General features: G+C 31.7%; 23 protein-coding genes and 1 riboswitch. Of the genes, 20 read left to right on the top strand and 3 right to left on the bottom strand.

The features are described from left to right. The first annotated feature begins 2 nt into the window (after positions 1-2). From lon to ACWJKP_RS04675, 5 genes are all read left to right on the top strand, one after another. Positions 3-2345 (top strand): endopeptidase La, encoded by a 2343-nt coding sequence (gene lon / locus ACWJKP_RS04655; protein WP_462961432.1) that lies wholly within the window; start codon positions 3-5, stop codon positions 2343-2345. Further along, positions 2326-2919 (top strand): ribosome biogenesis GTP-binding protein YihA/YsxC, encoded by a 594-nt coding sequence (yihA, locus tag ACWJKP_RS04660; RefSeq protein WP_165412005.1) that lies wholly within the window; start codon positions 2326-2328, stop codon positions 2917-2919. Before lon ends, yihA begins: the two co-directional genes overlap by 20 nt. A 243-nt stretch (positions 2920-3162) precedes the next feature. Beyond that, positions 3163-3630 (top strand): hypothetical protein, encoded by a 468-nt coding sequence (locus ACWJKP_RS04665; RefSeq protein ID WP_224579028.1) that lies wholly within the window; start codon positions 3163-3165, stop codon positions 3628-3630. Between the two features lie 101 nt (positions 3631-3731). Continuing rightward, positions 3732-3977 carry a hypothetical protein gene (locus ACWJKP_RS04670; RefSeq protein WP_165412004.1) on the top strand — a complete coding sequence of 82 codons (246 nt, stop codon included), beginning with the start codon at positions 3732-3734 and terminating at the stop codon, positions 3975-3977. 54 nt (positions 3978-4031) lie between these two features. Further along, positions 4032-5003, top strand: coding sequence for a hypothetical protein (locus ACWJKP_RS04675; protein WP_462961433.1), 972 nt, complete (start codon positions 4032-4034; stop codon positions 5001-5003). Between the two features lie 212 nt (positions 5004-5215). Here the strand turns inward: ACWJKP_RS04675 and ACWJKP_RS04680 are convergent, their stop codons facing one another. Together ACWJKP_RS04680 and ACWJKP_RS04685 are read right to left on the bottom strand one after the other, a co-directional pair. Beyond that, positions 5216-6157 carry a VCBS repeat-containing protein gene (locus ACWJKP_RS04680; RefSeq protein ID WP_165412002.1) on the bottom strand — a complete coding sequence of 314 codons (942 nt, stop codon included), beginning with the start codon at positions 6155-6157 and terminating at the stop codon, positions 5216-5218. Between the two features lie 257 nt (positions 6158-6414). After that, on the bottom strand, positions 6415-7950 hold the full coding sequence (locus ACWJKP_RS04685; RefSeq protein WP_224578784.1) for a transposase: 1536 nt from the start codon (positions 7948-7950) through the stop codon (positions 6415-6417). Between the two features lie 267 nt (positions 7951-8217). Here ACWJKP_RS04685 and ACWJKP_RS04690 point away from each other — a divergent pair, with 267 nt between their 5' ends. Then, positions 8218-9447: an ABC transporter substrate-binding protein gene (locus tag ACWJKP_RS04690; RefSeq protein WP_165411622.1), complete on the top strand. Its 1230-nt coding sequence runs from the start codon at positions 8218-8220 to the stop codon at positions 9445-9447. 48 nt (positions 9448-9495) lie between these two features. On the opposite strand, the gene perR is transcribed toward ACWJKP_RS04690, so the two are convergent. Beyond that, a complete protein-coding gene (perR, locus tag ACWJKP_RS04695) occupies positions 9496-9912 on the bottom strand; it encodes a transcriptional regulator PerR (protein WP_165411623.1) in 417 nt (138 codons plus the stop codon). Between the two features lie 185 nt (positions 9913-10097). On the opposite strand from perR, the gene ACWJKP_RS04700 reads away from it, so the two are divergent. The 14 genes from ACWJKP_RS04700 (at position 10098) to cbiT (ending at position 25888) form a co-directional block, all read left to right on the top strand. Next, a complete protein-coding gene (locus ACWJKP_RS04700) occupies positions 10098-11474 on the top strand; it encodes a PhoH family protein (RefSeq protein WP_165411624.1) in 1377 nt (458 codons plus the stop codon). Positions 11475-11636: 162 nt separating this feature from the next. Beyond that, a complete protein-coding gene (locus ACWJKP_RS04705; RefSeq protein WP_165411625.1) occupies positions 11637-12647 on the top strand; it encodes a phosphodiester glycosidase family protein in 1011 nt (336 codons plus the stop codon). Between the two features lie 46 nt (positions 12648-12693). After that, positions 12694-13740, top strand: coding sequence for a hypothetical protein (locus ACWJKP_RS04710; RefSeq protein ID WP_165411626.1), 1047 nt, complete (start codon positions 12694-12696; stop codon positions 13738-13740). A gap of 309 nt (positions 13741-14049) precedes the next feature. Continuing rightward, positions 14050-14667 carry a site-2 protease family protein gene (locus tag ACWJKP_RS04715; protein ID WP_187351393.1) on the top strand — a complete coding sequence of 206 codons (618 nt, stop codon included), beginning with the start codon at positions 14050-14052 and terminating at the stop codon, positions 14665-14667. Positions 14668-14714: 47 nt separating this feature from the next. Then, a complete protein-coding gene (gene trmB, locus ACWJKP_RS04720) occupies positions 14715-15368 on the top strand; it encodes a tRNA (guanosine(46)-N7)-methyltransferase TrmB (RefSeq protein ID WP_165411628.1) in 654 nt (217 codons plus the stop codon). Positions 15369-15542: 174 nt separating this feature from the next. Continuing rightward, positions 15543-15727: riboswitch (cobalamin riboswitch) on the top strand. 135 nt (positions 15728-15862) lie between these two features. Continuing rightward, on the top strand, positions 15863-17356 hold the full coding sequence (locus ACWJKP_RS04725; protein ID WP_165411629.1) for a cobyric acid synthase: 1494 nt from the start codon (positions 15863-15865) through the stop codon (positions 17354-17356). A 94-nt stretch (positions 17357-17450) separates the two neighbouring features. Beyond that, entirely contained in the window at positions 17451-18401 is a 951-nt protein-coding gene (cbiB, locus tag ACWJKP_RS04730; protein WP_165411732.1) for an adenosylcobinamide-phosphate synthase CbiB, read from the top strand. A 30-nt stretch (positions 18402-18431) separates the two neighbouring features. Next, positions 18432-19616, top strand: a complete 1185-nt coding sequence (gene hemA, locus ACWJKP_RS04735) for a glutamyl-tRNA reductase (RefSeq protein WP_165411630.1) — start codon at positions 18432-18434, stop codon at positions 19614-19616. Next, positions 19580-20239 (top strand): NAD(P)-dependent oxidoreductase, encoded by a 660-nt coding sequence (locus ACWJKP_RS04740; RefSeq protein ID WP_165411631.1) that lies wholly within the window; start codon positions 19580-19582, stop codon positions 20237-20239. Before hemA ends, ACWJKP_RS04740 begins: the two co-directional genes overlap by 37 nt. 26 nt (positions 20240-20265) lie before the next feature. Then, entirely contained in the window at positions 20266-21141 is an 876-nt protein-coding gene (hemC, locus tag ACWJKP_RS04745) for a hydroxymethylbilane synthase (protein WP_165411632.1), read from the top strand. A gap of 29 nt (positions 21142-21170) precedes the next feature. After that, positions 21171-22628, top strand: a complete 1458-nt coding sequence (gene cobA, locus ACWJKP_RS04750) for a uroporphyrinogen-III C-methyltransferase (protein WP_165411633.1) — start codon at positions 21171-21173, stop codon at positions 22626-22628. Positions 22629-22744: 116 nt separating this feature from the next. Next, positions 22745-23710, top strand: a complete 966-nt coding sequence (hemB, locus tag ACWJKP_RS04755) for a porphobilinogen synthase (protein WP_165411634.1) — start codon at positions 22745-22747, stop codon at positions 23708-23710. A gap of 35 nt (positions 23711-23745) precedes the next feature. Beyond that, positions 23746-25020 carry a glutamate-1-semialdehyde 2,1-aminomutase gene (hemL, locus tag ACWJKP_RS04760; RefSeq protein ID WP_165411635.1) on the top strand — a complete coding sequence of 425 codons (1275 nt, stop codon included), beginning with the start codon at positions 23746-23748 and terminating at the stop codon, positions 25018-25020. Between the two features lie 307 nt (positions 25021-25327). Beyond that, positions 25328-25888, top strand: coding sequence for a precorrin-6Y C5,15-methyltransferase (decarboxylating) subunit CbiT (gene cbiT / locus ACWJKP_RS04765; RefSeq protein ID WP_165411636.1), 561 nt, complete (start codon positions 25328-25330; stop codon positions 25886-25888). The last annotated feature ends 28 nt before the right edge of the window (positions 25889-25916 follow it).

Consider the following 25916-nt stretch of genomic DNA (forward strand, 5'->3'; position numbering starts at 1 on the left):
AAATGGATAAAAGTACAAAACTTCTTCCGTTAATTCCGTTAAGAGGCATGAATATATTTCCATATATGGTATTGCACTTTGATGTTGGTAGGGAAAAATCTATACTTGCATTAGAGGATGCTATGCTAAATAATCAAGAGATTTTTCTGGGTTCACAGAAAGTATCAAAAATTGAAGAACCAGAAGAGAAGGATATATATAATATTGGTACTATTTGTAATGTAAAACAAATATTAAAGTTGCCAGGAGATGCAATTAGGGTACTAGTTGAGGGAATGAAGAGAGGTAAGATTCTTGAGTACAAAGAGAAGGAACCTTTTGTACGGGTGGAAGTAGAAATTATTGAAGATGAACTGTATGAAGATAATAAGGAATGTAAGGCATACATTAGAAGTATAGATAAAGCCTTTGAAGAATACATAAATCTATCAGTTAACAACTTCCCAGATGCTTTATTCAGTTTAGAAGAGACGGAAGAACCAGGAAGATATTGTGATATGGTAAGCTCATATTTAATACTAAAGCCAGAGACAAAACAAGAATTGCTTGAAACAGTAGAAGTTATTAAAAGATTAGAAAAATTGTTATTTATATTAAAAAATGAGGTTGAAGTATTAAAAATAGAAAAGAAGATTGGAACCAAGGTTAAAGGTAGAATTGATAAAATCCAAAAGGAATATTACCTAAGAGAACAAATGAAAGCTATACAAGAAGAATTAGGAGAAGATGACGAAGATAAGAGAGAAATAGCAGAATATGAAAATAAAATAAAAAAGGCAAAGCTTCCTAAAGAGGCAAAAGAAAAAGCAATTTATGAACTAAATAGATTGAAAAGTTCAGGGAATTATTCTTCTGAAAGTGGAGTAACAAAAGCCTATTTAGATTGGATATTAGCGCTACCCTTTAATAAAGTGACTAAAGATACCATTGATATTAACAAGGCTAGAGAGGTTTTTAAAGCGGAACATTATGGGCTCGAGGATGTTAAGGAAAGAATAATAGAATATTTAGCAGTTAAAAAAATCAGCAATACGCTTAAGGGACCTATACTTTGTTTGGTAGGTCCACCAGGAGTTGGAAAAACATCTATAGCGAAGTCTGTTGCTAATGCATTAAATAGAAATTTTGTTAGAATGTCACTTGGTGGAGTAAAAGATGAGGCTGAAATAAGAGGACATAGAAAAACTTACGTGGGAGCAATTCCAGGTAGAATTATATATGCCATGAAACAAGCCGGATATAGAAATCCATTATTCTTATTAGATGAAATTGATAAAATGAGCAGTGATTCTAAGGGTGACCCGGCAGATGCGCTTTTAGAAGTTTTGGATAGTGAACAAAATGCAACTTTTAGGGATCATTACCTAGAATTAGACTTTGATTTATCGAAAGTTTTATTTATAACTACTGCAAATAAATTAGATACCATTCCAAGACCATTACTAGATAGAATGGAAGTTATTGAGGTGTCAGGCTACACTTCAGAAGAAAAATTCCATATCGCTAAAAATCACATTATTCCAAAGATGTTAAAAGAACATAATATGGATGATGATAAAATAACTTTTTCCGATTCTTCGGTGAATTGCATTATCGAAAATTATACTAGGGAATCAGGGGTTAGAAATCTTGAAAGAAAAATTGCCTCAATTATAAGAAAGGCAATAACTGAAACGGTAGAAAAGGGTAAGGAAAATGTTAATGTTACAACTTCACATGTTAAACGATATTTAGGTCCAGTTTTATATACCTATGATAAAGCTGACGAGGAAGATGGAGTAGGAGTTGTAACAGGCCTTGCGTGGACAGAGGTTGGTGGGGTTATCTTGCATGTAGAGGTAAGTGCTATGGATGGAACTGGTAAGCTTCAACTTACCGGTCAATTAGGAGATGTTATGAAAGAATCTGCTAAAGCTGGATACAGCTATGTTAGAGCTAATGCAGCCAAATATAATATTGATAAAGATTTTTATAAAAATAAAGATATTCATATTCATGTACCAGAGGGAGCGGTGCCTAAAGATGGACCATCGGCCGGGGTAACTATGATAACTGCAATGGTATCTGCCTTAACTAACAAAAAAGTAAGACATAATGTAGCGATGACAGGGGAGATTACACTTACAGGAAGAGTGCTGCCTATTGGTGGGCTTAAGGAAAAATCGCTAGCTGCTTATAGGGCAGGAATTGATACAATTATAATACCTAAAAATAATGAAAAAGACATACAAAAAATACCAAATGGTATTAAAAATAAACTAAAATTTATAATTGCAAGTAAAGTAGAACATGTGCTTGAAAATGCATTAATTGGAGAGATATATAATGGAGATAAAACAATCTGAATTCATAATTTCAGCAGTAAAACCTAACCAGTATCCTACAGATAATATGGTAGAGTATGCTTTCGTTGGTAGGTCCAACGTAGGAAAGTCTTCTTTAATAAATACTTTAACCAATAGACGAAAGCTGGTTAAAGTTAGTGGAACACCTGGAAAAACTAGACTTATAAACTTTTTTTTAATAAACAATAGCTTTTATTTTGTTGATTTACCAGGTTACGGATATGCAAAAGTATCAAAAACTGAACAAGCTAAATGGGGTAAGATGATGGAGGACTACCTAATTCGTAGACCACAACTTCAAAAGGTAGCGTTACTTGTGGATTGTAGACGTAAGCCAACTAAAGATGATCTTCTAATGTACGGATGGATTAAACATTTTGGTTATGAAGTTGTAATAGTGGCAACAAAAAAAGATAAGTTAAATAGAGCAGAACTTGTAAAAAATAATAAGCTGATAAGGGAAACATTTGCTCTTGAGGCGAATGAGGAAATTATTAATATTTCCTCACTAAAGAAAATAGGTGTAAAAGAGTTACTAGGAAACATGTTTAAAGATGATCACATAGAAGAATAAAAAATAAAAGAGACCTACATTACGGCGTGCAAACTAGTACTTTGTGCATAAAGTAATGAGGTCTATTTTTTTTTGCCTTTAGCATGTGTAAAAAATATACAGCGCCGCAGGTAATGATTTAAGCACATGGAAAAAGATGATTTAATTTGAAAATCTGTGTCAATTTATTTCTACAAGAATAGTATATATTAGAACCAAAGAAAAAGATTTTAAAAGGTAAAACAACAATAAGGAGGCAAGTAAATGGATATGAATAGCTTATTAAGTGGCTTGAGTAGTGGCAAAGGAAATTTAGGTGGTGGCAACTGTGGCATCGGAGGTGGCAACTGTAACAACAGAGGCGATTGTGACTGTGGACGCGGCTTTGGTGGCGGCTGTGGTGGCTTTGGAGGCGGAAGAAGCTCAATAATTTGGATCATTATTCTATTATGCTTATGCGGAGGATGGGGTCAAGGACAAGAGTGTGGAACTGTCTGCGGATGCGATCCTAAACACTGCAAGGAACTTTGCAGATGTGGCTCAAGTAGTAGAGGTGGATTTGGCGGATTTGGTGGATTTGGTGGCGGATGTGGCGGATTCGGCGGCGGCGGTGCATGTTGCTGGATAATAATCTTAATTCTTATATTCGCATGTGGTGGCAATAATGGTAGACAAGGCAGAGGATGCACAAATAATTTTATAAATCTAGATAACTGTGATGAAGATTGTTAGATAAATAATTATAATTGCACAAATAGATAAATTAAATTATTAATTAACTTGAGTTAAAATAAATAGTGCATTAAAACATGGCCCAGGAAGGGGAGTTTTATATGTCAAAAAGAAGACGTCGTGTAAGAAGATGTTGTGATAGAACATCAGAATGTGGATGTAGAAATGGAAATCAGTTTTCAAGTATATGTACAAATCCATGTTGTGCGTTAATACTCTTAATTATACTTCAAAGAACATGTCTACTTGAAAACAAAAATGCTTTCTTGCTAATATTGATATTCATAGTTTGTTGTTGTTGTAAAGGTAGAAATGTTGAAACACCAGCGAGAGGATGTTGTTGTTAATTCTAAAAATCAGGGAGAGCTTATGCTCTCCCATTTATAAATGAGGTGATAAATATGTCAAAACATCATAAACACGATAGAAATAATATGAATAATGAAAATAATAACAATAATGCAAATAATAACAATGACAGTAATAATAACGGCAACAATAATAACAATAACGGCAACAATAATAATAATAATAACAATTCTGGCAATAACCCATTAGCACAAATGATTAATGGAAATTCTGCAAATCCTTTGATGGGATTATTAACTAGCTTTCTTGGAGGAAATAATGGTGGGGGCAATAATATGCTTGAAGGGTTAATTTCTGGGTTAGGTGGCCAAGACAATAATATGCTAGGAAATTTAATTGGCAGTTTAGGCGGACAAGACAATAATATATTAGGAAATTTGATGGACAGTTTAGGAGGGCAAGGTAATAACATGCGGGGCAACTCAGCGGATAGTTATTCAGGAAATGTAAATTCAACATCGAATTCAGCAAAAAATAATAATAACAATCAAAATAGTAATAATAGTAATAATAGTAATAATAATCAAAATAATCAAAATAAAAATAATAAAAATAATAAAAATAATAATAGTAATAATAGTAATCGTAATAATGGTAATAGTAATAGTAATGAAAAAAACAATGATCTTAATGAGAATAATGATTTAGTAAATTCAAATGAAGATGGGCAAGATAACATGTTATCAAATATATTTTCAGGTATGGGTGGTATAGATTTAAGCGAAATTTCAAATATGCTATCTGGAATAGATTTAAATAATCTAGACTTAAACAATCCAAATCTTGATGATATTATGAATTCCATATCGAATAATGATTCTTTTGAAAGTAACGATGTTGAATTTAAACATACGAGTCCTAAAGAAAGTACACATAGCATTTTACAATTCTTAGAGGATGAGGATAAGGAACAGCTTATTTTTATATTAGCTCATCTAGTAGATGATAAAAAAATTGAAGTGCTCAATAAAATCGTAGAGGAAAATGATACCTCAAGACATTAGAATTTCTACAAATAAATGTGTGTTTTATATAAAAAATTTAAATATATTTTATAATGAATAAAACTCCGTAAAAAGGGTAATATTATAAATGTAATCGGAGTTGAAATCTCCATTAGCATAAAATAATTATTTTATGCGTAACCCCCCATCCCCCTTGGGACCGATAATACGGTCCCTTTTATAATTGTGTATATCTTAATAATATCGCTTTATTACTTAAGAGTTACAGAGCTGATTTTGAAGATAGAAACTTTATTCTCATTAGGTATAAGCTTTACAATTAGGTCTATAGTATAGTTTTTTGTTTCTTTTAAATCATTTGTATTAGTTCCTTTAAAATTTAATGTCCATAGAATTTCACTGGCATTACCGTCTTTGTCCCAATTATAATCTTTGAAAACGGCATCTTGAAAAGTAAAATGTATTTTTTGGCTTGATAAATCGCCTAATAGTGAAATATCATTACCATTTAAATAAGGTGCGAAAAGTTCTTTTGACATATTTAATTCTGATAATGGAAAGCTTTCCATCAGATTTACAAAACCTAACATGGTGTTTTTACCCATATAATTATCGGCATAATTATAGTTAAAAGACTTTAAATTATTTTTAATGAAAATATAACTGACTAAGTTCATTTCACCATCTTTAATATTTCCAGATATAACTTTAGGAGTTTTATTATTTTTACTATCTATAAAACCTAAAATATTGTTTGTGCTGCAAAATATATCATCAAATTTTTCTCCGGTCCAAAGAAATACATGCTGAATAGCCTTATCCTTTACTGATGCTTGAGTAAATATTTCAGGTATATTATTTCTAGATATGTCCATTAAAGTAAGTCGCATCGGCCACTGTGAATAATAATTTCCCACTGTGTTACTTTTTTTAGAAGGCTCTAGGTAATAACTTTTAGATTCTGAATTTATTTGGATATAATATTTATCTGCATCTGTTTTTATGTAGAGAATATCCTTATTCCCATCTGCTGTTAGATCAGCTTGCATCATTTTGTTTTCATTAACAACATTAAACGTACTTATTGAACATTTTCTGAAAAACAAAAAAAATGTAAGCATTATGGTAAAGGTAATAATTGCTAAAGTATAATAGACAATTTTCTTCTTAAAAAATAGTATCTGTAATTTCATATATTACACCCCCCTCTAAATTATATGTAACAATTGTATGTTTAATTAATTTATATTAAATAAATTTAAAAAAGATTCATATTTATTAATAGTATAGTCGGAAAACAATAATTAACAATTTCCATATTTAAGTATTAAAAGTGCTTATTTGAATGAAAAGTTATATTTGAATTAATTACGGACATGACAAAAAGACTTTTTTATACACTATTTTAAAAAAGCCGTAGGCTGGTTATTGAATTGAAATTTATTTTAAATTACGCAGCTATATTTTTAAGAGTTGGGAAAATATCGGCAAGGGCTATTAATCTTTCTGATGCCCAAGCATCTATGAAACAGCAAAATGCACCAAGAAATACCCTTGTTATTCTACACCCAACAGAATAAATAATTGCATCTTCAGCATGAAAATTGTTATTTATTCTATCCCAACATCTTTCAGTAGTTGAACGTCTTTTATAAAGAGATTTCCATTGTTTTGAACCTCTTAATATTGGAGTGAAATACCTTGGGTTGTCTAATGTTTTAGTGTAATAAGATTTATTGCTTTTCATAGGACATTTTTCACAGTTTTCACATTGAACTGGGAATAACCATTTATGTCTATATTGTTTACTAATAATTCCCCAATTACGAAGCTGATGTCCACAAACAGTTCCGTGTGGAATAGCATTCTTATCAAGTTTAACAAATTCACTATTTGATGAAGGTTTTGAAGAACGTGAATTTAAATCAATAATAGGATTTATTCCATAATGCATGCATAAAAGATAAAAAGCATTAGCATCATAAGCAGAATCTAAGGCTACAGAATGAAATTTAATTTCAGGATATAAATCCACAAGTTCTTTAAGTGCATAAACGCCAGTAACAGCATCATGGCGTGCCGCGCTAACAAATTTAATATGGATAGGTAGGCTGTAAAAGCTATCACAGGCAGTAAATCCGTGATAGGTATGACCATAGTAATAATGTTCATTAAAGCTATCCCAACCCCAGCTAGCACTGGGGTCGGTAAACTTTCGATAACAGTCACAATGTTCTCCTGGTTTAAGTTTGCAATCACAAACTTTTTTACCGTAAGGCGAAGCCTGTGTTGGCATACAGGTTCCGTCGCCAGCAATATTTAGTTTAGAAGGATCGCCCAAAATACCCATTGATAAAGAAGGAATAACAAATAATTCTTTAAGTATGTTGTTCATTTTGGATTCGCTTCTGTCAAGGAGCTTTGAATTATCATATTTTAAGATTCTTTTAACTAAACGGTCAACTACACCAGACTTGGAGTTATTCATCTTTTGGTTTTTCTTTTGTTTTTTACGTGGTTTACGTTTAATTTTACGCAGTTTGGATTTATTAAGGATCTTATCCTTATGAATCAGCCTATCCATAAAATCATAAAAAGTACCTACACCAGGAATTCGGTCAACATGTATGCCTTCGGCTTTAGAGTCTGAATAGCAAGCGGGTATAAAGCCAGATAAAATTGAATAGAAAGGGTCTGAACGTAATGTTTTTACCCAAGATGATATACTAGTTTCTTTACAATAAGCCATGATAATAAGTGACCTGAGTAATGCTACCGCATCTTTGGGCGGAGCCCCTTGATTAGATTTAGAGTAAGTACTTTCTATTAGAGGGACAATTCCGGTTAGGTCGGTAGACCAGATTTTAGTTATTTGTGAACTACGCTCAAACAAAGTGATTTGTTGATTGGTTTGAATATAGAATTTTTCTAAAAATGTTTCAAGAAAATATTGATATTGAGAATGAGAAACCTTAACAGTTAACATAAAAACACTCCTCGCAAATGAAATAATGTAAAAAAATATACATATTTAATTTTGCGAATTTTTACTAGCTGTCAAGTCTTATTTCACAATGTTTAAGTAAAAAAGATTAAAAGTAATACGAATAGCTTAAATTTTCTAGGTTATTCGTACAATATGAGGCACCACGAATTTTTGAGGTGAAGTTGATTTTTGAGCAAAATGAATCAAGAGTTAGCAGTACCTTAAGAGTTTCCGAGAGTGCACTTATTAATAAAGTGAGGTGAACTTATGAAAAAATCATTAAAAAATTTATGTTGCGTTCTTATAGTTTTAACTATGGTGTTTAGCTTTTCATCATGCAAAATGGATGAAAAAGAAAAAAAATTAAATATATTTTTAGACACAACTGATGAGTCTTCTTCAAAAGTAATTAAGCTTTTAATTGATGATTTTAAAAAGAACAACCCTGATGTTGAAGTAAAACTAAATGATGCACTAGGTGATAAAAGTGATATCATGGAGACCATTAATTTAGGAACAGAAATTGATGTGATTTTTACTAATAGGAATAAACTTATTGAACTTAGTAAAAATGGAGTTTTGAGTGATATGAAAGATTCTTATGATGATAATACTATAAATAATAGATACTATAATATTATGAGTTCTTATGGTAGAGTAGGAGATAAATACTATGGAATAGGGGTTGTGCCATATTCTATTGAGCTACTATATAATAAAGCGAATCTTGAGAAACTAAAAATATCTAACCCTAATAATTTAGAACAATGGTTAAATGTGCTAAAGCAAATTAATGGTAAGGGTATGAAAACTCCTGTAGTGTTAACGGGAGATGTAGATGCGAGTGGATTTCTATTTTCATTAATAGCTAGCAAGAGCATAAGTATTCATGACGTTGAGGAAAAATATGATAGTGGTGAGGAATCTTATAAAAAATTGAAAGATGTACAGGGAATATTTAAAGAATTTGATTCTTTAACAAAAAATAATGGAATTACTAAGGACTCTTTTGAATTAGGTAATGAACAAAATATTACGGGTTTTAATAATGGTGATTCTCCATTATTAGTATGTATTTCTTATTATAATTCTAAACTTAATGGAAGTAATATAGGCATAATAGGAGATTACGAGAATAATTCAAAGTATGGGTCTAATGGGCCTATTATAATTAATTCTTTATTAAGTGTTCCTGTAAATGCAAAGAATGGCGATAATGCCGATGCGTTTATTAAATATATTTACAGTGATGAGGTTCAAGAAAGAATTGTGCAGAAAGGAATTATAAGTGGAAATAAAATCGCAAATAATAAAGTCACAGGTATTGGTAAAATAATGGTTCAACATATATATAAAGCTAATGATAATAATATACCTATATTATATAATGTACCTGATAAACTCAAAAACAATGTACTTTTAGCTTTGAAAAAGATTTTAGGTGGTGGTTATAGCTCTAAAGAATGGGAAGAGTTATTAAAAGAAAGTTATAAATGATTTGGTAAATAAAGAAAGAAGTATGAATTTAATTTCATACTTCTTTCTTTATTTAATTATTTTGCAATTTTCACATAAACCATAAAAATATACTTTACTCTCTAAAACTTCATAGCTAGTATGCTGTTTTACATCTTCGCGTATATTTGAAAAACGTATGCCTTCTATGTCATCAACCCTGCCACAACTTATGCAATGTATGTGAGGATGTGAAGACACATTGCCATCATATCTAAAGTTACCCTCACCTACATTAAGTTCAATTATTAATTTAACTTCTATAAGAGTTTTCAATGCTTTATAAACCGTAGCTAAACTCATAGTAGGATACGTTGGTTGCAGAGCTTTGTAAATCACTTCTGCAGAAGGATGCTCTTTAGTTGATTGCAAATATTTATAAACAGCAATCCGTTGAGGTGTAAGTTTTAATTTCTTCTCTTTAAAAATTGTTGTAATGTTATCCATATACACCATCCTATAATGTTATCAAATCTGTTGTAGGTTTTATTATATAATAAAAACTATTACTTGTCAAAAAAAATAATATACTATATTTAGAATTAATAGGAATTTTAAATTTTATTTTATTTTTAATTCATTTATAGGATAAGTAACATATATTAGTAATAGAGAAAGGGGGAGCTGACATTTTGAAAAAAACCTATGTACTAGATACAAATGTTATTTTGTATTCACCAAGCGCCATATTATCTTTTGGAGATAATGATGTAATAATACCTGAAGTGGTACTCGAGGAATTAGATAGTTTTAAGAAAGATAAAAGTGATTTAGGGGCTAATGCTAGATATGCGGCTAGACTTATTGATAAACTTAGGAAGCAGGGGAAACTAAATGAGGGTATTGATTTAACAAGTGGAGGAAGACTTAGAGTAGAAATGAATCATTATGATACCAAAATTCCTGATTCTTGGAATAAAGAAAAAGCTGACAATAGAATATTGCAGGTATGTAAAGGGCTTAAAGAGCAAGGCGAGGATGTATGGTTAATAACCAAAGACATTTTCCAACGAATAAAGGCAGATGCCGTAGATATTAATGTAGAAGATTTTTATGAAAAATTTGTACCGGAGTATGATAATCAGTATACAGGAAGAATGGAGGTATTTGTATCTCCAGAAAAGCTTCAGGAGTTTTTCAGTAAAAAAAATTTGGAAGTTGGTGCCTTACTTAAATATGATGAGGAAACAGAAGAATATACCACTCCATTTTTATACACAAATCAATTTTTAATAATTCATTCAATGGAAAATCCTAAACAAACGGCACTCGCTAGATATGATGGTAAAAATGTAGTACCTCTTTATAATAAGGAAAGTAAACCTTCAGGAGTTTCGCCAAGAAATGTAGGTCAGAAATTTATGCTGGAAGCTTTAAGCGCTGACTCAGTAAAAGCACCACTCGTAATTATAAAAGGACCTGCAGGAACAGCTAAAACATTATTTTCATTAGCGGTAGGACTTCAAAAAATATTACAGGATAGTAATGAACATTATAGAAGGATTTTAATTTGCAGACCCAATGTTACTATGGATGAGGAAATAGGGTTTTTACCTGGTACAGAACAAGAAAAAATATCGCCATTCATGAGGCCGATATTTGATAATTTAGAGATACTTGTGGAATCTGATGAAAAAGAACGTTACAAAAATGAGAAGCAACTATTAGATAAAATAAATGACTTGTTTGATAGGAGAATTATAACTACTGAAGCTGTTGCTTATCTTAGAGGAAGGTCCATAGTTAAAAATTGGGTAATTATAGATGAGGCACAAAATTTGTCGCCGAAACAAGTTAAAGCAATAATAACTAGAGTTGGAGAGGGAACTAAGTTGATTCTTATAGGTGACCCAGAACAAATAGATCATCCTTTTCTTGATTCAAGGTCAAATGGTTTGTGTTATGCATCTGAAAAAATGAAGGGTAGTGACTTGTGTTATCAAGTAACTTTGAAATATGATGAATGTGAGAGGTCGCCCCTAGCATACGAAGGCTCTAAAAAATTATAAAAATTTAATTCTATAGGAGAGAGTATAAAAATTTATACTCTCTTTTGTATTAATTTATCATATGATATTTATATTCACAAAAATTACATTTAAAAGATGTGTTAAAATATATAGTTTTATTGTATAATATGATAGTACATAATAAAGAAAAGGATGGGAAAGATGAAAAAAATAGAAAAATGTGGGAAGAGAAAGAAAAGAAGTCAAAGCACGCTTGTTTTATTTTTTATAATATTTGAATTAACTTTTACAGCTATTACAGGCCCATTTATGATTTATTATGGTCCGTTTAAAAATGTAAAGACTACAGTGGTAGGCGCAGCAATGACCACTCTTACATTACAATGGCTAGCAACATCATTTTTATCCGATGAAAAAATAAAAGAAATTATGAAGGACCAAGTAGTGGAAACTATAGCTCAAAATAACTCGGATGGCGTAAATATAGAAAATAAAGATGATAATAGTATTGAAAGATATGATATTAAAGGGACAAAATATAAAGGGCATGTGTTAGTAATCAGTGACGCGACTAGATTAAAAGTAGGGTATAGTAGTAAGCTCGGCGAAGAAGGGCAATTAACTAGTGATATTGCAAAAAATAATAATGCAATTGCAGCGGTTAATGCTGGCGCGTTTACAGATAAAGCTGGTGACAAAAAATGGACAGGAACGGGAGCAAATCCAACAGGAATTATAATGTCTAATGGTAAAGAAATTTTTAATGATATAAAAAATGAAAATGAAAAAACAGAGGTTGTAGCATTTACTAAATCAGGAAATTTATTAGTTGGAGCTCATTCAATTAAAGAAATGAAAGAGCTTGAAGTGATGGAAGCAGTATCTTTTGGTCCGGCACTTATAGTTAATGGACATAAAACTATAAATACGGGTGACGGACGTCAGGGGATAGCACCTAGAACAGCTATTGGACAAAGGAAAGATGGTGCAATAATATTATTAGTTATTGATGGTAGACAGATAGGTAGTTTAGGTGCTAATTTAAGAGAGGTGCAAGATATATTGTATGATTATGGGGCTTATAATGCTACTAACTTAGATGGAGGTTCTTCTTCTACATTGTTTTATGATGATGAAATTATAAACAATCCTAGCGATAGCTATGGAGAAAGATCTATACCTTCAATTATTTATGTGGAGAGTAGGCAATGAAGTGAAATTTGAGCATAGTACATTTTAAATTAAAGGAGAAGAAACTATGAGCTGGAAGAAAAGAATAAGTATATGGATAATATTTTCGTTATCCATGCAATGTTTAGGTTTATTTTATATAGATCATTATTTTTTAGCTACTGATTCAAAAATGGTTACGGAAAAAATTGTTGAAAATAAAAGCGATAAATTAAAAAATATTGATATTACATTGCCAGCAAACGTAGAAAATATATTAGCATCCTATGATGCTAAACATTTATGCTATTATGAGAATGAAGAATTAAAAATTGCTAACTGTAAGGATGGAAGCGTTAAAAATATAGAGGCGGAAGATGGAAGCAAAATTTCTTTTTATAAATGGCTTCCAGATAGAAATAGAATGCTTTTAGTAGAGAAAAGTGATGATGAGTCTAGTAATTTAGTATTGTATTCTTATGACGTAGCAAAAGGTGAAAAAGTAAAGATAGGAAAATTAGCATATACTGGTACAAATGATGAAGTAGAAGATATTCAAGTATCAATTTTAACAGGTGTTACTTATATACAGGTTTTAAATGAAGGTGAGAGCAGTAGTATATATAGAATTGACAGAGACTATAGAAGTGACAGAGAGGAAGAGATTACAAAGATTGATACAATACCAAAGAGTGTGAGTAATATGGCATTAGCGCGCCATGAAGATAATTTGGTGTACGAGGGATTAGTCTATAATAAAATGTATTCTACCAGTCTTGAGGAACCTATAAATATTAAAGGTGTAGAAAAACTTACTTTAATTGGGACTGATGATGATGACAATGTGTATCTTGGAGAATTAAAAGATAATTTGGTAAGCAAAATTTATTATGGGAAAACATTAGAAAATACTGAAAATTGGAAAGTGATTGATTTACAAAAACCTTCTAAAAAAAATGATTTATTCGTTACATCTCTTGGTAAGGTCTATCAAAATGATGCAATGAAAGCTGTAATAAAAGATGTTAGTTCTGGAACTGAAACTAGCTATAAAGGAGAATTATTGCAATTGTATACTAAGGGAATAGTATCATTGGTTAATAATAAAGAAGTATCTTTTGTTCTTTTTAAGTAGTCGATACTATGGTGTTTTATTTAAGACCTTATCTTTTTAAGATAAGGTTTTTTCTATAATCTGAAAATATAAGTTAATTCATAAGGATATAGTTGTGGTGATATATAGTTGTGGTGGTATATTATTTTATTTTAAGAATATTCAATTCAAAATAACAATAAACTTTGTTATAATAGGTATATTAGACATCTTAAAAAATAACAAGTCAAAGATGCATTAACAAGGTGAGTAGCGATTAACATTGCCTACCATGTAGGAATATAAGGAGGAATAAATTTGGATACACAACAAATATTAAATAAGATTTTGATGATACCGGCAATTTTATTAGCATTTACTTTTCATGAGTATGCGCATGCTATCGTAGCAGATAGGTTAGGAGACAAAACTCCACGATTTCAAGGGAGACTTACGCTGAATCCAATCGCACATATAGATCCAATGGGATTTCTTATGATTATATTAGTAGGGTTTGGTTGGGCAAAGCCTGTTCAGACAAATCCTAGTGCATTTAAAAACTATTATAAGGATGATTTGAAAGTTTCAGTTGCAGGCCCAATTGCTAATCTAATTCTAGGGTTTGTATTTGCAATTCTTACTGTGTTATTTTCGAAATTTCCACCAATTCATGGTGGATTATATACTATTATTAGCCAAATTTTAATAATTACAGGGTACCTAAATTGTATTTTGTTTTTTCTTAATTTAGTGCCAATACCGGGATTTGATGGATCTCATATAGTTAGAGATTTGTTCCCAAAGTTTTTTTACAATTTACCAGATACAATTTATAGGTATCAATTCTTAATATTTATGGTGTTAATATTGCCTATATTACCTGGTGGACAATCAGTTTTTACTTATATCGTGCAAGCGCCAGGGTTATGGTTATTTAAACAGTTTTTAAATATTGCAGGGATGTTTTAAATAAAAAGTAAATTTCATAAAAATTATAAATGTAAGGAGAAAAACATATGCGCTTAAGAAAAAAATATTGGGCTAGACCAGAGCTGGAAACTAGTCATATTGTAATAACTGACCAATATGATCACAAAGGAAAATGGAATGAAGAATTTAAAAATAATAATGAAATCCATCTAGAACTAGGTTGCGGTAAAGGTAGATTTATATCAGAAAAGTCCAGGAGAGATATTGATATCAATTTTGTAGGCATTGATTTAAAAGATGAGGTTCTGGTATTTGCCCTTAGAAAAGTAATAGAAGTAAGAGAAATTGAAGGAGCACAAGACATAAATGTACGTCTTATGCCAATGAACATTATGCTTATTGATGATGTGTTTGCAAAAGATGAGATAAGCAGAATTTATATAAATTTTTGTAATCCTTGGCCAAAAGACAGACATAATAAAAGAAGATTAACTCATACTAAGTTCTTGACGAGCTATAAGAAATTCTTAAAACCGGGATCTGAAGTTTGGTTCAAAACAGATGATACAGAGCTATTCGAAGAATCAGTAGACTATTTCAAAGAGTGTGGGTTTGAAATATTATTTTCGACCTATGATTTGCATAAGAGTGATTTTAAAGATAATGTAGTTACAGAATATGAAGCTAAATTCACAGAAATAGGGAAACAAGCTATGTTTCTACAAGCAAAATTAATTTAGCGAATTTAACCATATGAGACTTAAGCATTTTAGATTCTTATTTATTGACAGGATTAACATAATGCTATAAACTTAATTACATAGAAATGTATTAAATTGAAAATTTTAAAAATGAAACTTATGAATTATATTAGTTAAAAATGAATAGATTTGTTTAGGTGCCTTTTATTAATCAGCCACTAAAGTGGATTAAGTTACTTTAGTAGATGATTAGTAAGGTGAAAAGGGAATGTGGTGTAATTCCACAGCAGCCCCCGCTACTGTAATTGAGAGAAAATCTTTTATAACTACCTGAAAGGGAAAGTGATAAGAGAAAGCGTATCAAGAGCCAGGAGACCTGCCTAAATTAGTAATATTAAGCTTTCGGCGGGAAAGAACTGTAGAATTCAAGTTAGTGCAATGAAAAATTTGTACATAACAGCAGGTGCGCAAGCTTGCTGTTTTTTTGTTGTGTGCCAAAGAAGAATACAAGTAGGAAGAAAGGAGAAATAGTAATGGCTAAAGTAATGGTTCAAGGAACCGCTTCATCAGTAGGAAAAAGCATATTAGTAACAGCACTTTGCAGAATTTTTGTGCAAGATGGGTTTTCAGTATGTCCTTTTAAGTCACAGAATATGTCATTGAATTCTTATATTACATTGGATGGGAAAGAAATGGGACGTGCGCAGGTGCTTCAAGCCTATGCGGCAGGATTGGAGCCAGAGGTATATATGAATCCGATTTTATTAAAACCTACCTCGGATAAAAAGTGCCAAATTATCGTTAATGGAAAGGTTTTTGGGAATAGTACAGCTATGGAATATCATAATATGAAATTGGAATTCAAAGACATGTTAAAAAAGCAGTTTGAAGAATTAGAGAAGAAGTTTGATATTATAGTAATGGAAGGAGCAGGTAGCCCAGCAGAAATTAATTTAAGAGATAGAGATATAGTGAATATGGGAATGGCGGAACTTATAGATGCACCTGTGATACTCGCAGGAGATATAGATAAGGGTGGAGTATTTGCGTCACTAGCAGGGACTTTGCTTTTGCTTAATGAGGCCGAGAAAAAAAGAGTTAAAGCCACTATTATTAATAAGTTTAGAGGAGATTTAGAAATCTTAAAGCCAGGACTTACAATGATTGAGGATATTATACATATTCCATGTGCAGGGGTAGTTCCTTATTTTAGATTGGAACTCGAAGATGAAGATGGTGCAGTAGAATTTAACAAAAAAATTACTGCACCTATTGATATTGCTGTAATAAAGCTTCCACATATATCGAATTTTACGGATTTAGACGCATTAAAGGCTGAAGAAGATGTATCAGTTAGATTTGTTACAACTAAAGGAGAATTGGGCACGCCAGACCTCCTTATCATACCCGGAACAAAAAATACTATTGATGATTTAATTTCTTTAAGAAATTCGGGACTTGCAAAAGCGGTTCAGCAATATAGTGTAGAAGGTAACGTATTAGGTATTTGTGGAGGCTATCAAATGTTAGGAAATAGCTTAAGTGACCCTAATGGCTTAGAGGGAAATTCAAAAGAAACAGAGGGTATGAAGCTTTTAGACGTAGACACAATATTTGAAGATGAGAAAATAACTACAAGAGTAAAGGCTCGTAGCATTAACATTAGGGATACTAGTATAGAAACTTATGGTTACGAAATACATATGGGAATTTGTAAATATGGTCATAATGCAAAACCACTTTTTGAAATCTATGATAAGAATGGTTCTGATACGTCATCCTTTGATGGAGCAATAAATGCAGGTGGAAATGTTATGGGTACATATATTCATGGAGTTTTTGATGGAGTAGAGTTTAGAGAACATATGATTAATACTTTAAGGGTAAAAAAAGCTATGGAACCTAAAAAATCTAAGGTTTATGAAAATCTAAGAGAAAAAGAATTAGATAAGCTAGCAGACATAGTTAGAGATAATGTAGACATGGATTCAATCTATAAAATCATAGGAATAAAAAGAAAAAGTTAAAAAGAAAAAGTTAGGGACAGTTAACAACTATTTAAAAAATTATAACAGTATAAGATAGTGAGGAATTAAAATGGCAATACTATTTCAGACGAACATAATAGATTTAATTTTAGCGGTAATGTTAGACTTATTAATTGGAGATCCATATTGGTTTAAACATCCGGTGATTTATATAGGAAAACTTATTTCTAAATTAGAGAAGTTAGGCAGAACGATATGTAAAACTAATGGTCAAATTAAAGTTTTTGGCGGAATTATTGTAGTTATAGTAGCACTTTCTAGTTTTTTGGTGCCTTTTATAATTTTGAGAATTTCTAATAAGTTTTTTTGGTTGTACCATATTCTCAATATAATATTGCTTTGGACAACAATAGCTGCTAGATGCCTTCATAAAGAAGGTAAAAAGGTTTATGATTCTTTAGTTAATAATAATATTTATGACGCAAGAGTTAAATTATCGTACCTTGTAGGGAGAGATACAAAAACCCTTACTGAGTATGAAATAGTAAGAGCTGATGTGGAGACCATTGCAGAGAATACAGCAGATGGTGTTATAGCCCCTATTCTCTATGCAATATTAGGGGGAGCACCTTTAGCTATGATGTATAAGGGCATAAATACCATGGATTCAATGCTTGGATATATGAATGAAAAATATAAATATATTGGGTTCTTTCCAGCTAAAACAGACGATGTATTTAATTTTATACCAGCAAGAATAACAGGATTTTTAATCTGTTTGGCATCACCACTTGTTCGAGGAAATATTGCTTGCAGTATAAAAGTGATGATAAGAGATAGAAAAAATCATAAAAGTCCTAATTGTGCTTATCCAGAAGGAGCAGCAGCAGGGGCTATGGGAGTTAGACTAGGTGGTACGAATGAATATTTTGGAGAAAAAATGTATAAACCAACAATAGGAAACAAAATAAATGATTTGGGGAAAGAACATATAATAGATACAATAAAATTAATGTATGGGGCAATGTTTTATTTAATAATAATATGCATGTTATATGAAATATGCGTATATATGAAATATTAGTAATAGTGATGTATTTTTGGAGATGATATAATGATACAACTTATAGGGCTAAAGCATGATGTGAAAATAGAAATTAGAGAAAAACTCTCAATTATACCAAAACGCCAAGGAAAGTGCTTAGAGGAACTTTTAAATATTTGCGAAGAGGCAGTTATTTTAAGTACCTGCAACAGGACAGAGATATATTTTAAATCTAAGGATGAAGAGATTGTTGATAAGATTTTTAAGGCATTAAATTGGGATAGGTCTTTAATAAAGTGTGTAGAAAATTATAAGGAAGAAAAAGCAATACAACATTTAATGGATGTGGTCTGTGGGTTTGATTCACTATTACTTGGAGAGGACCAAATTTTAGGGCAAGTTAGGGATGCTTATGAAGCTGCAAAAGGTTCAAAATCAACTAAAAAGGAACTTCAAAGACTTTTTGAAAATGCTATCGCTTGTGGCAAGAAGTTTAGAAATAAATCTAAAATAAGTGAGATACCGGTTTCTTCATCTTCTATGGTAGTTAAAGAAGCAATAGATAGGGGACACAAAAATTTTATGATTTTAGGCTATGGAGCGGTAGGAGAATTAACTTCAAAATATATACTAGAGGGAAAAATAAATTTACTATATATTGCAGTTAGGGATATTCATAAGGCTAATATAGAAGATCCGAGGGTGAAAATGATACCGTTTAACGACATACATAAATATTATGAAAAGGTGGATTGTGTTATATCTTGTACAACGGCTCCTCATACTGTGGTTCACTTAAAGGAGTTACCTAACAAATACTTATTATTATTTGATTTAGCTGTACCAAGGGACATTGAAGAAATAGTAAGTGAAAACCCCTTATATGAAGTGTATGACATAGATATGTTAGGCGACATCCATGATGCCAACTACAAAAGACGTGAAGCCTCAATGAGGGATAATAGATACATTGTGGATGAAGCTATAAAAGAGTATATAGAGTGGAAAACCATGGAAGAGTTATCGCCTTTTATAAAAAAGTTAAAACACAATGGTGAAGGTGTTTACAAAGAAAGACTAGAGACTTTTAAGCACAAGAAAGAGACTAAGGATAATGAAAAATTAGCAGAGATACTTTTGAAGAGTACTTCAAATGCCTATGTAAACAAAGCTATAGAGGTGTTGAAGGAGGAACATTTGAAGGGGAGGTCTAAGGAATGCGTGGACATAATAAGCAGGATTTTTCAGGTTTAAATTATACCATGATTTCACTGCTATCAGATAAGATTAATATACTTATAGTTGGTGGGGGAGAGGCAGCTCTTATAAAATGTAAAACTTTCTCAAGGGAAGGTTGTAATATTACAGTAGTATCAAAAGAGTTTTGCCTAGAATTTTACACACTACAAAATATTTATAACCTAAAATTAATAAAGGGTGAATATGATGAAAGCTATGTAGATCAGAATCATATTGTAATTATTGCTACAGATAATATAGATACAAATGATGGTATAAAAGAATACTGCGATAGAAAAAGTAAACTATATGTACACTGCGGGGATTATAAACAAGGGTTATTTGTAACACCAGTTCAAAGAAATACACCCAATATGAAATTTGCATTACATACTAAAAACGGTAGCCCTAAAACAACACTTTTCATGTCGAAAGTCATAGAAGATAAAATTTGTGAGTATGAAGGTTTTATAAATTATACATGTAGCATGAGAAATATGGTAAAGAAGAGTGAAGTCAAAAAGGAAATTATGAATTTTGTATGTAGTGAAGATTTCCACTTTTTTTATACTAAGGGAGTGCAAAATACTATTTTAGAAATGTTTTATGGAGCTGAATTTGGGATAGCTGAGAATTGAAGTTGAAGTTAAAGGAGGAATAAATTTTGAAAATTAATATAGGAACTAGGAGAAGTGAACTTGCACAAGTACAAGCTAATACAGTTATGGCTATGATTAAAGAAAAATTTAATATTGACTCTGGAAAGGTACTTATTGAGACTAAGGGCGATAGAATTTTAAATGTAACTTTAGATAAAATAGGAGGTAAGGGTCTTTTTGTAAAGGAAATAGAGGTTGCAATGCTGGAGCAAAAAGTTGATATAGCAGTACATAGTATGAAGGATGTACCCTACGACATACCAGAGGAGTTTGAAATAGTGGCTATTCCAGTTAGAGAAGATGTTAGGGATGCATTTGTTGCCTTTAACAACATTAGTTTTTATGACTTGCCTAAGGGCGCAAGAATAGGAACTAGTAGTATTAGACGTGGCACTCAAATTAAGATACTAAGACCAGATGTGGAGATTGTACCTATAAGAGGTAATGTACAGACTAGAATAGCAAAAATAGAAAAGGAAAACCTAGATGGCATAATCCTAGCAGCTGCAGGACTAAAAAGGCTAGGTATGGAAAAGATAATTACTAACTATTTTGAACCAACGGAAGTTGTACCAGCGATAGCCCAAGGTGCATTAGGTATTGAAATGGTTAAAAGCCATCCACAAGTATCTATGATTAGAAAATTAGATTGCTACGATGCTAGAATCTGCGTAGACGCAGAAAGAAGCTTTATGGCGACCCTTAATGGAGATTGCCATGGTTGTATAGGAGCATATGCTTATTTTGAAGGAGAAACTATGCACATGCTTGGTGTGTTTGAAGTTGATGGGAAAATAGTGAAAAAACAACTTTCAGGAGATAAAAATGATTATATAAAGCTAGGTGCTGATCTAGCTAAAAAAATATTAGAAGATAATTAATCATATTAAAAAGTAGAAAGGGGATACTAATGGGAAAGGTTTATTTAATGGGAGTCGGTCCAGGAGATGAGGAACTAATAACCCTAAAAGCAATAAGAATGCTAGAAAAATGTACTGCAGTTATGTATGATAGGTTAGCAAGTATTAGTATACTTAAATATTTAAAAGCTGAATGTGAAATATACTATTGTGGAAAAGAGCCGGGCTGTCATTATAAAACTCAGGAAGAGATAAATGAAATGCTAGTAATGCTCGCTAAAAAAGGACATGTAGTTGGAAGAATTAAGGGCGGAGATCCATTTGTATTTGGACGTGGCGGAGAGGAAGCTTTAGCACTTCTTGAAGAGAACATTGAATTTGAAGTTATACCAGGAATAACTTCACCAATAGCAGTGCTCAATTATGCTGGCATACCTATCACTCATAGAGGGATAGCTCAAAGTTTCCATATATTCACTGCAATGACCGCAGAAAAACTTAATATTGATTGGAATGCGGTAGCAAGGCTTGGCGGAACTTTGGTTTTTATGATGGGTTTTAAAAATCTAGAAAAGATTGCAGGAAATCTTATATCCAATGGGAAAGGTAAAGATACTCTTTGCGCGGTAATAATGAGAGGAACTACATCAAAGCAGAAGAAGGTAGTGGGAACGCTAGAAGATATTTTATGTAAGGTGCAAAAATCAGAAATATCATCTCCTTGCATTATCGTAGTGGGGGAAGTAATTAAATTTAATGATGAATTCAATTGGTACGAGAAGAAACCTTTATTCGGGAAGAACATCTGTATAACTCGTTCAAAAGAGCAATCAAAGGAATTAAGAGAAAAATTAATAGATTTAGGTGCAGAAGTACTTGAGATAAATTCCATTGAATTTAAAAACACTTCATATAATTTAGATGATTATAAAACAAAGCTTGCGGGCTATGATTTTTTAACTTTAACCAGTGTAAATGGAGTGAATATCTTTTTCGATTACTTAAAGGATATTGAATTTGATATTAGGAAGCTCAAAGCTAAAATTGCAGCCATAGGGCCAGCCACTGCAAGCGCTATTAAAAATAGAGGGATTATGCCAGAAATAGTTGCAGATCATTTTGTTGCTGAGTGTTTGTTTGAGAAAATGAATACATACGTAAAAGCGAAAGATAAAATATTAGTTCCTCGATCTAAAGATGCAAGACCTTATTTGGTAGAAGAATTAAGAAGTATTGGCTGCAGCGTGGATGAAGTTTTCACATATGAAACGGTTTGTGGTAAATTAAGATATGAAAATGAAATAAAAGATGTAGATTTGATAGTATTTACTTCGCCGTCGACTGTTAAAAATATGATTACAATGATAGGTATCGAAATTATAAAATCGAAAACGGCACTGGCTATAGGACCTATAACTGCAAAGGAACTTTCAGATAATGGTATAGAATCTATTATATGTGATGAATATAGTGCAGAAGGGGTTATAAGCAAGCTTGTAAAAATGTAATGTTAATTTAGAGATGATTTACAGCACCGCAGGTGATGATTAAAAGCTTCGAAGGTGATGATTTAATAACAATTTGTGGATAAAATGATAATTTATTTAATTAGGAGTGGATAACTGTGTTCAAAAGGAATAGAAGATTAAGAGAAACAAGTAATATAAGAGATTTAGTAAGAGAAACGATATTAACACCATCAGATTTTATATTTCCTATTTTTGTAGTAGAAGGTGAAAATATTAAAGAAGAAATATCTTCAATGCCAGGAAATTATCATTTTTCATTAGATAGACTTCATGAAATTATTGAAGAAGTTGAAGAAGTGGGCGTACGTGGAGTAATTTTATTCGGATTACCAGATCATAAAGATGAAGTAGGTTGTGGAGCATTTGATAAAAATGGTATTGTTCAAAGAGCAGTTAAAAAGGTACGGGAGATATCAAAAAAATTAGTTATAATAACGGATGTATGTATGTGTCAATATACTAGTCATGGACACTGTGGAATATTAGAAAACGAGAAAGTAGATAACGATAAGAGTTTAAAATATATGGCAGAAATAGCATTATCTCATGCTGCAGCTGGAGCGGACATGATAGCACCATCTGACATGATGGATGGTCACGTAGCTGCAATAAGAGAAATTTTAGACGGAAATGGATTTAAAGATGTATCAATAATGGCTTATAGTGCAAAATACTCGTCAGCGTTTTATGGCCCTTTTAGAGAAGCGGCTAACTCAACGCCACAGTCTGGGGATAGAAAAACTTATCAAATGGATCCAGCAAATATCAGAGAAGCTATGAGAGAAATAGAATGCGATATTGAAGAGGGCGCAGATATTGTAATGGTAAAACCAGCATTATCATATTTAGATGTAATAAGATGGGCTCGTGATAGACATGATGTGCCAATAGCAGCTTATAGTGTTAGTGGAGAATTTGCTATGGTAAAATCAGCTGCAAAAATGGGATTAATTGATGAAAAAGCTGTAGTTATGGAAATGCATATGTCTATGAAAAGAGCAGGAGCGGATATGATAATCACTTATTATGCACTTGATTTATGTAGATGGATTAAGGGATAGTTAGAAATTAAATATTTAGAAAAGAGGAAATTACGATGAGAAATTTAGATATATTTAATGAATCAAAGCAGTATATGCCCGGCGGAGTTAATAGCCCAGTTAGAGCGTTTAAAGATGTAAGTGTAACTCCTCCAATTATTAAAAGTGGTAAGGGTGCATATATTTATGATGAAGATGGAAATAAATACATAGATTTCGTATGTGCTTGGGGACCTATGATACTTGGGCATAGTGATGATGATGTAGTAAAAGCTATACAAAATACTTGCACTAGCGCTATTGCATTTGGTGCACCTACAGAATTAGAACTAAAACTCGCAAGGCACATTTGTAGCACTGTAGATAGTGTAGACATGATTAGAATGGTTAACTCAGGTACAGAAGCCACAATGAGTGCAGTTAAGCTTGCAAGGGGATATACAAGAAAGAATAAAATAATAAAATTTGCAGGTTGCTACCATGGACATTTTGAAGGCTTTCTAGTTGAAGCCGGTTCAGGAGTAATGACCGCGGGAATACCAGGTTCAGCAGGCGTTCCTGAGGAAAGTATTATACATACATTAATTGCAAATTACAATGATATTAGCAGCGTTAAAACATTATTCGAGAAATATAGTGATGATATTGCCTGTATAATAATTGAACCAGTAGCAGGAAATATGGGAGTTATACCAGCTGAAAAAGAATTTTTATTGGAGCTTAGAAATTTATGCGATGAATACAAGAGTCTACTTATTTTTGATGAAGTAATGAGTGGATTTAGAGTAGCATATAAAGGAGCACAAAGTATTTATGGAATAGTTCCTGATTTAGTAACTTATGCAAAAATCATGGGAGGGGGACTTCCTTGTGGTGCATATGGTGGAAAAAAAGAAATAATGGAGTTATTATCTCCTATGGGACCAGTTTATCAAGCGGGAACTATGTCTGGGAATCCGGTGGTAATGGCAGCTGGATATGAAACATTAACTAAGCTTTATAATAACCCTAGTCAATACGCGCACATGGAGAAACTTTCAGAAAAACTTCAAAAGGGGCTAATAGAAATTGCAAAAGAAAAAGGTATACCTATGGTAGTTAATAGATGTGGTTCAATGCTCACAGCATTCTTTACAAAGAAGAGTGAAGTTAAAACTTTTGAAGATGCTAAAACTTGTGATCCATCGCTATTTGCAAAATACTTTGAACATATGATAAAAAGTGGAATAAATATTGCACCTTCTCAATTTGAGGCAATATTCTTATGCGTTAAGCATACTGATAATGATATTGAAAAATTCTTAGAGGCGTTTAATAGTTTTAAAATATAAGAGTTCAGTGAATAACAGGCACAATATGTGAAGTAACAATTTTTTCTTGCTGTATGCTATAACGAAAAGTATATATCGCTACAGATGCGTTCGCTTTGCCAAGTAATTCTAAAATTTATTTTATTTACAGTTGCTAAAAAACACAAACTCGCTAGCGCTCAAACATGTGTTTTTCTTAACGCATCTAAAACTAAAACAAATTAAGAATAACTAAGGCTTGCTCAAACGCATTTTACGCGATATATACTTTTGTTAGTATCTATTAAGAAAAAATACTTAATTTCTAAAATTGAAGGAAGTGTAAAACATGAGATTTATTAAAGATAATGAATTTATAAGGGGCAATTGCCCAATGACTAAGGAAGAAGTAAGAATATTAAGTGTGGTAAAACTTGAGCTTCAAGAGGATTATAGGGTATTAGACATCGGTGCGGGGACAGGATCAGTAAGTATTCAAATTGCTCAGATATGCAGTAGTGGTGAAGTAATCGCTATAGAAAAAGATGTTGATGCATTAGAGGTTATAAAACAAAATAAAGAAAAATTTAAAACGAGTAACCTGGAAATACTAAGTTCAGAAGCCATGGAGATAGAAACCGATATAACAGGAGAATTTGATGCTATATTTGTAGGTGGAAGTGGTGGAAATATAGCTGATATTATCGAGAAGTACGGAAGTAAGCTTAAGAAAAACAGAAATATTGTTTTAAACTTCATAACAATAAATAATGTGTACAAGGCTATGGAAGCTTTAAAAGCGTTAAATTATGAAGTAGAATGTGTACAAATTCAAGTAAGCAAGACAAAAGGAAAGAGCTATATGTTAATGGCAAATAACCCTATATTTGTTGTTAGTGGAGCAAAATAATTCTTTTGAAAATGAATAAATTTTGGTC

This window comes from Clostridium sp. CM037 (genome assembly GCF_055081095.1).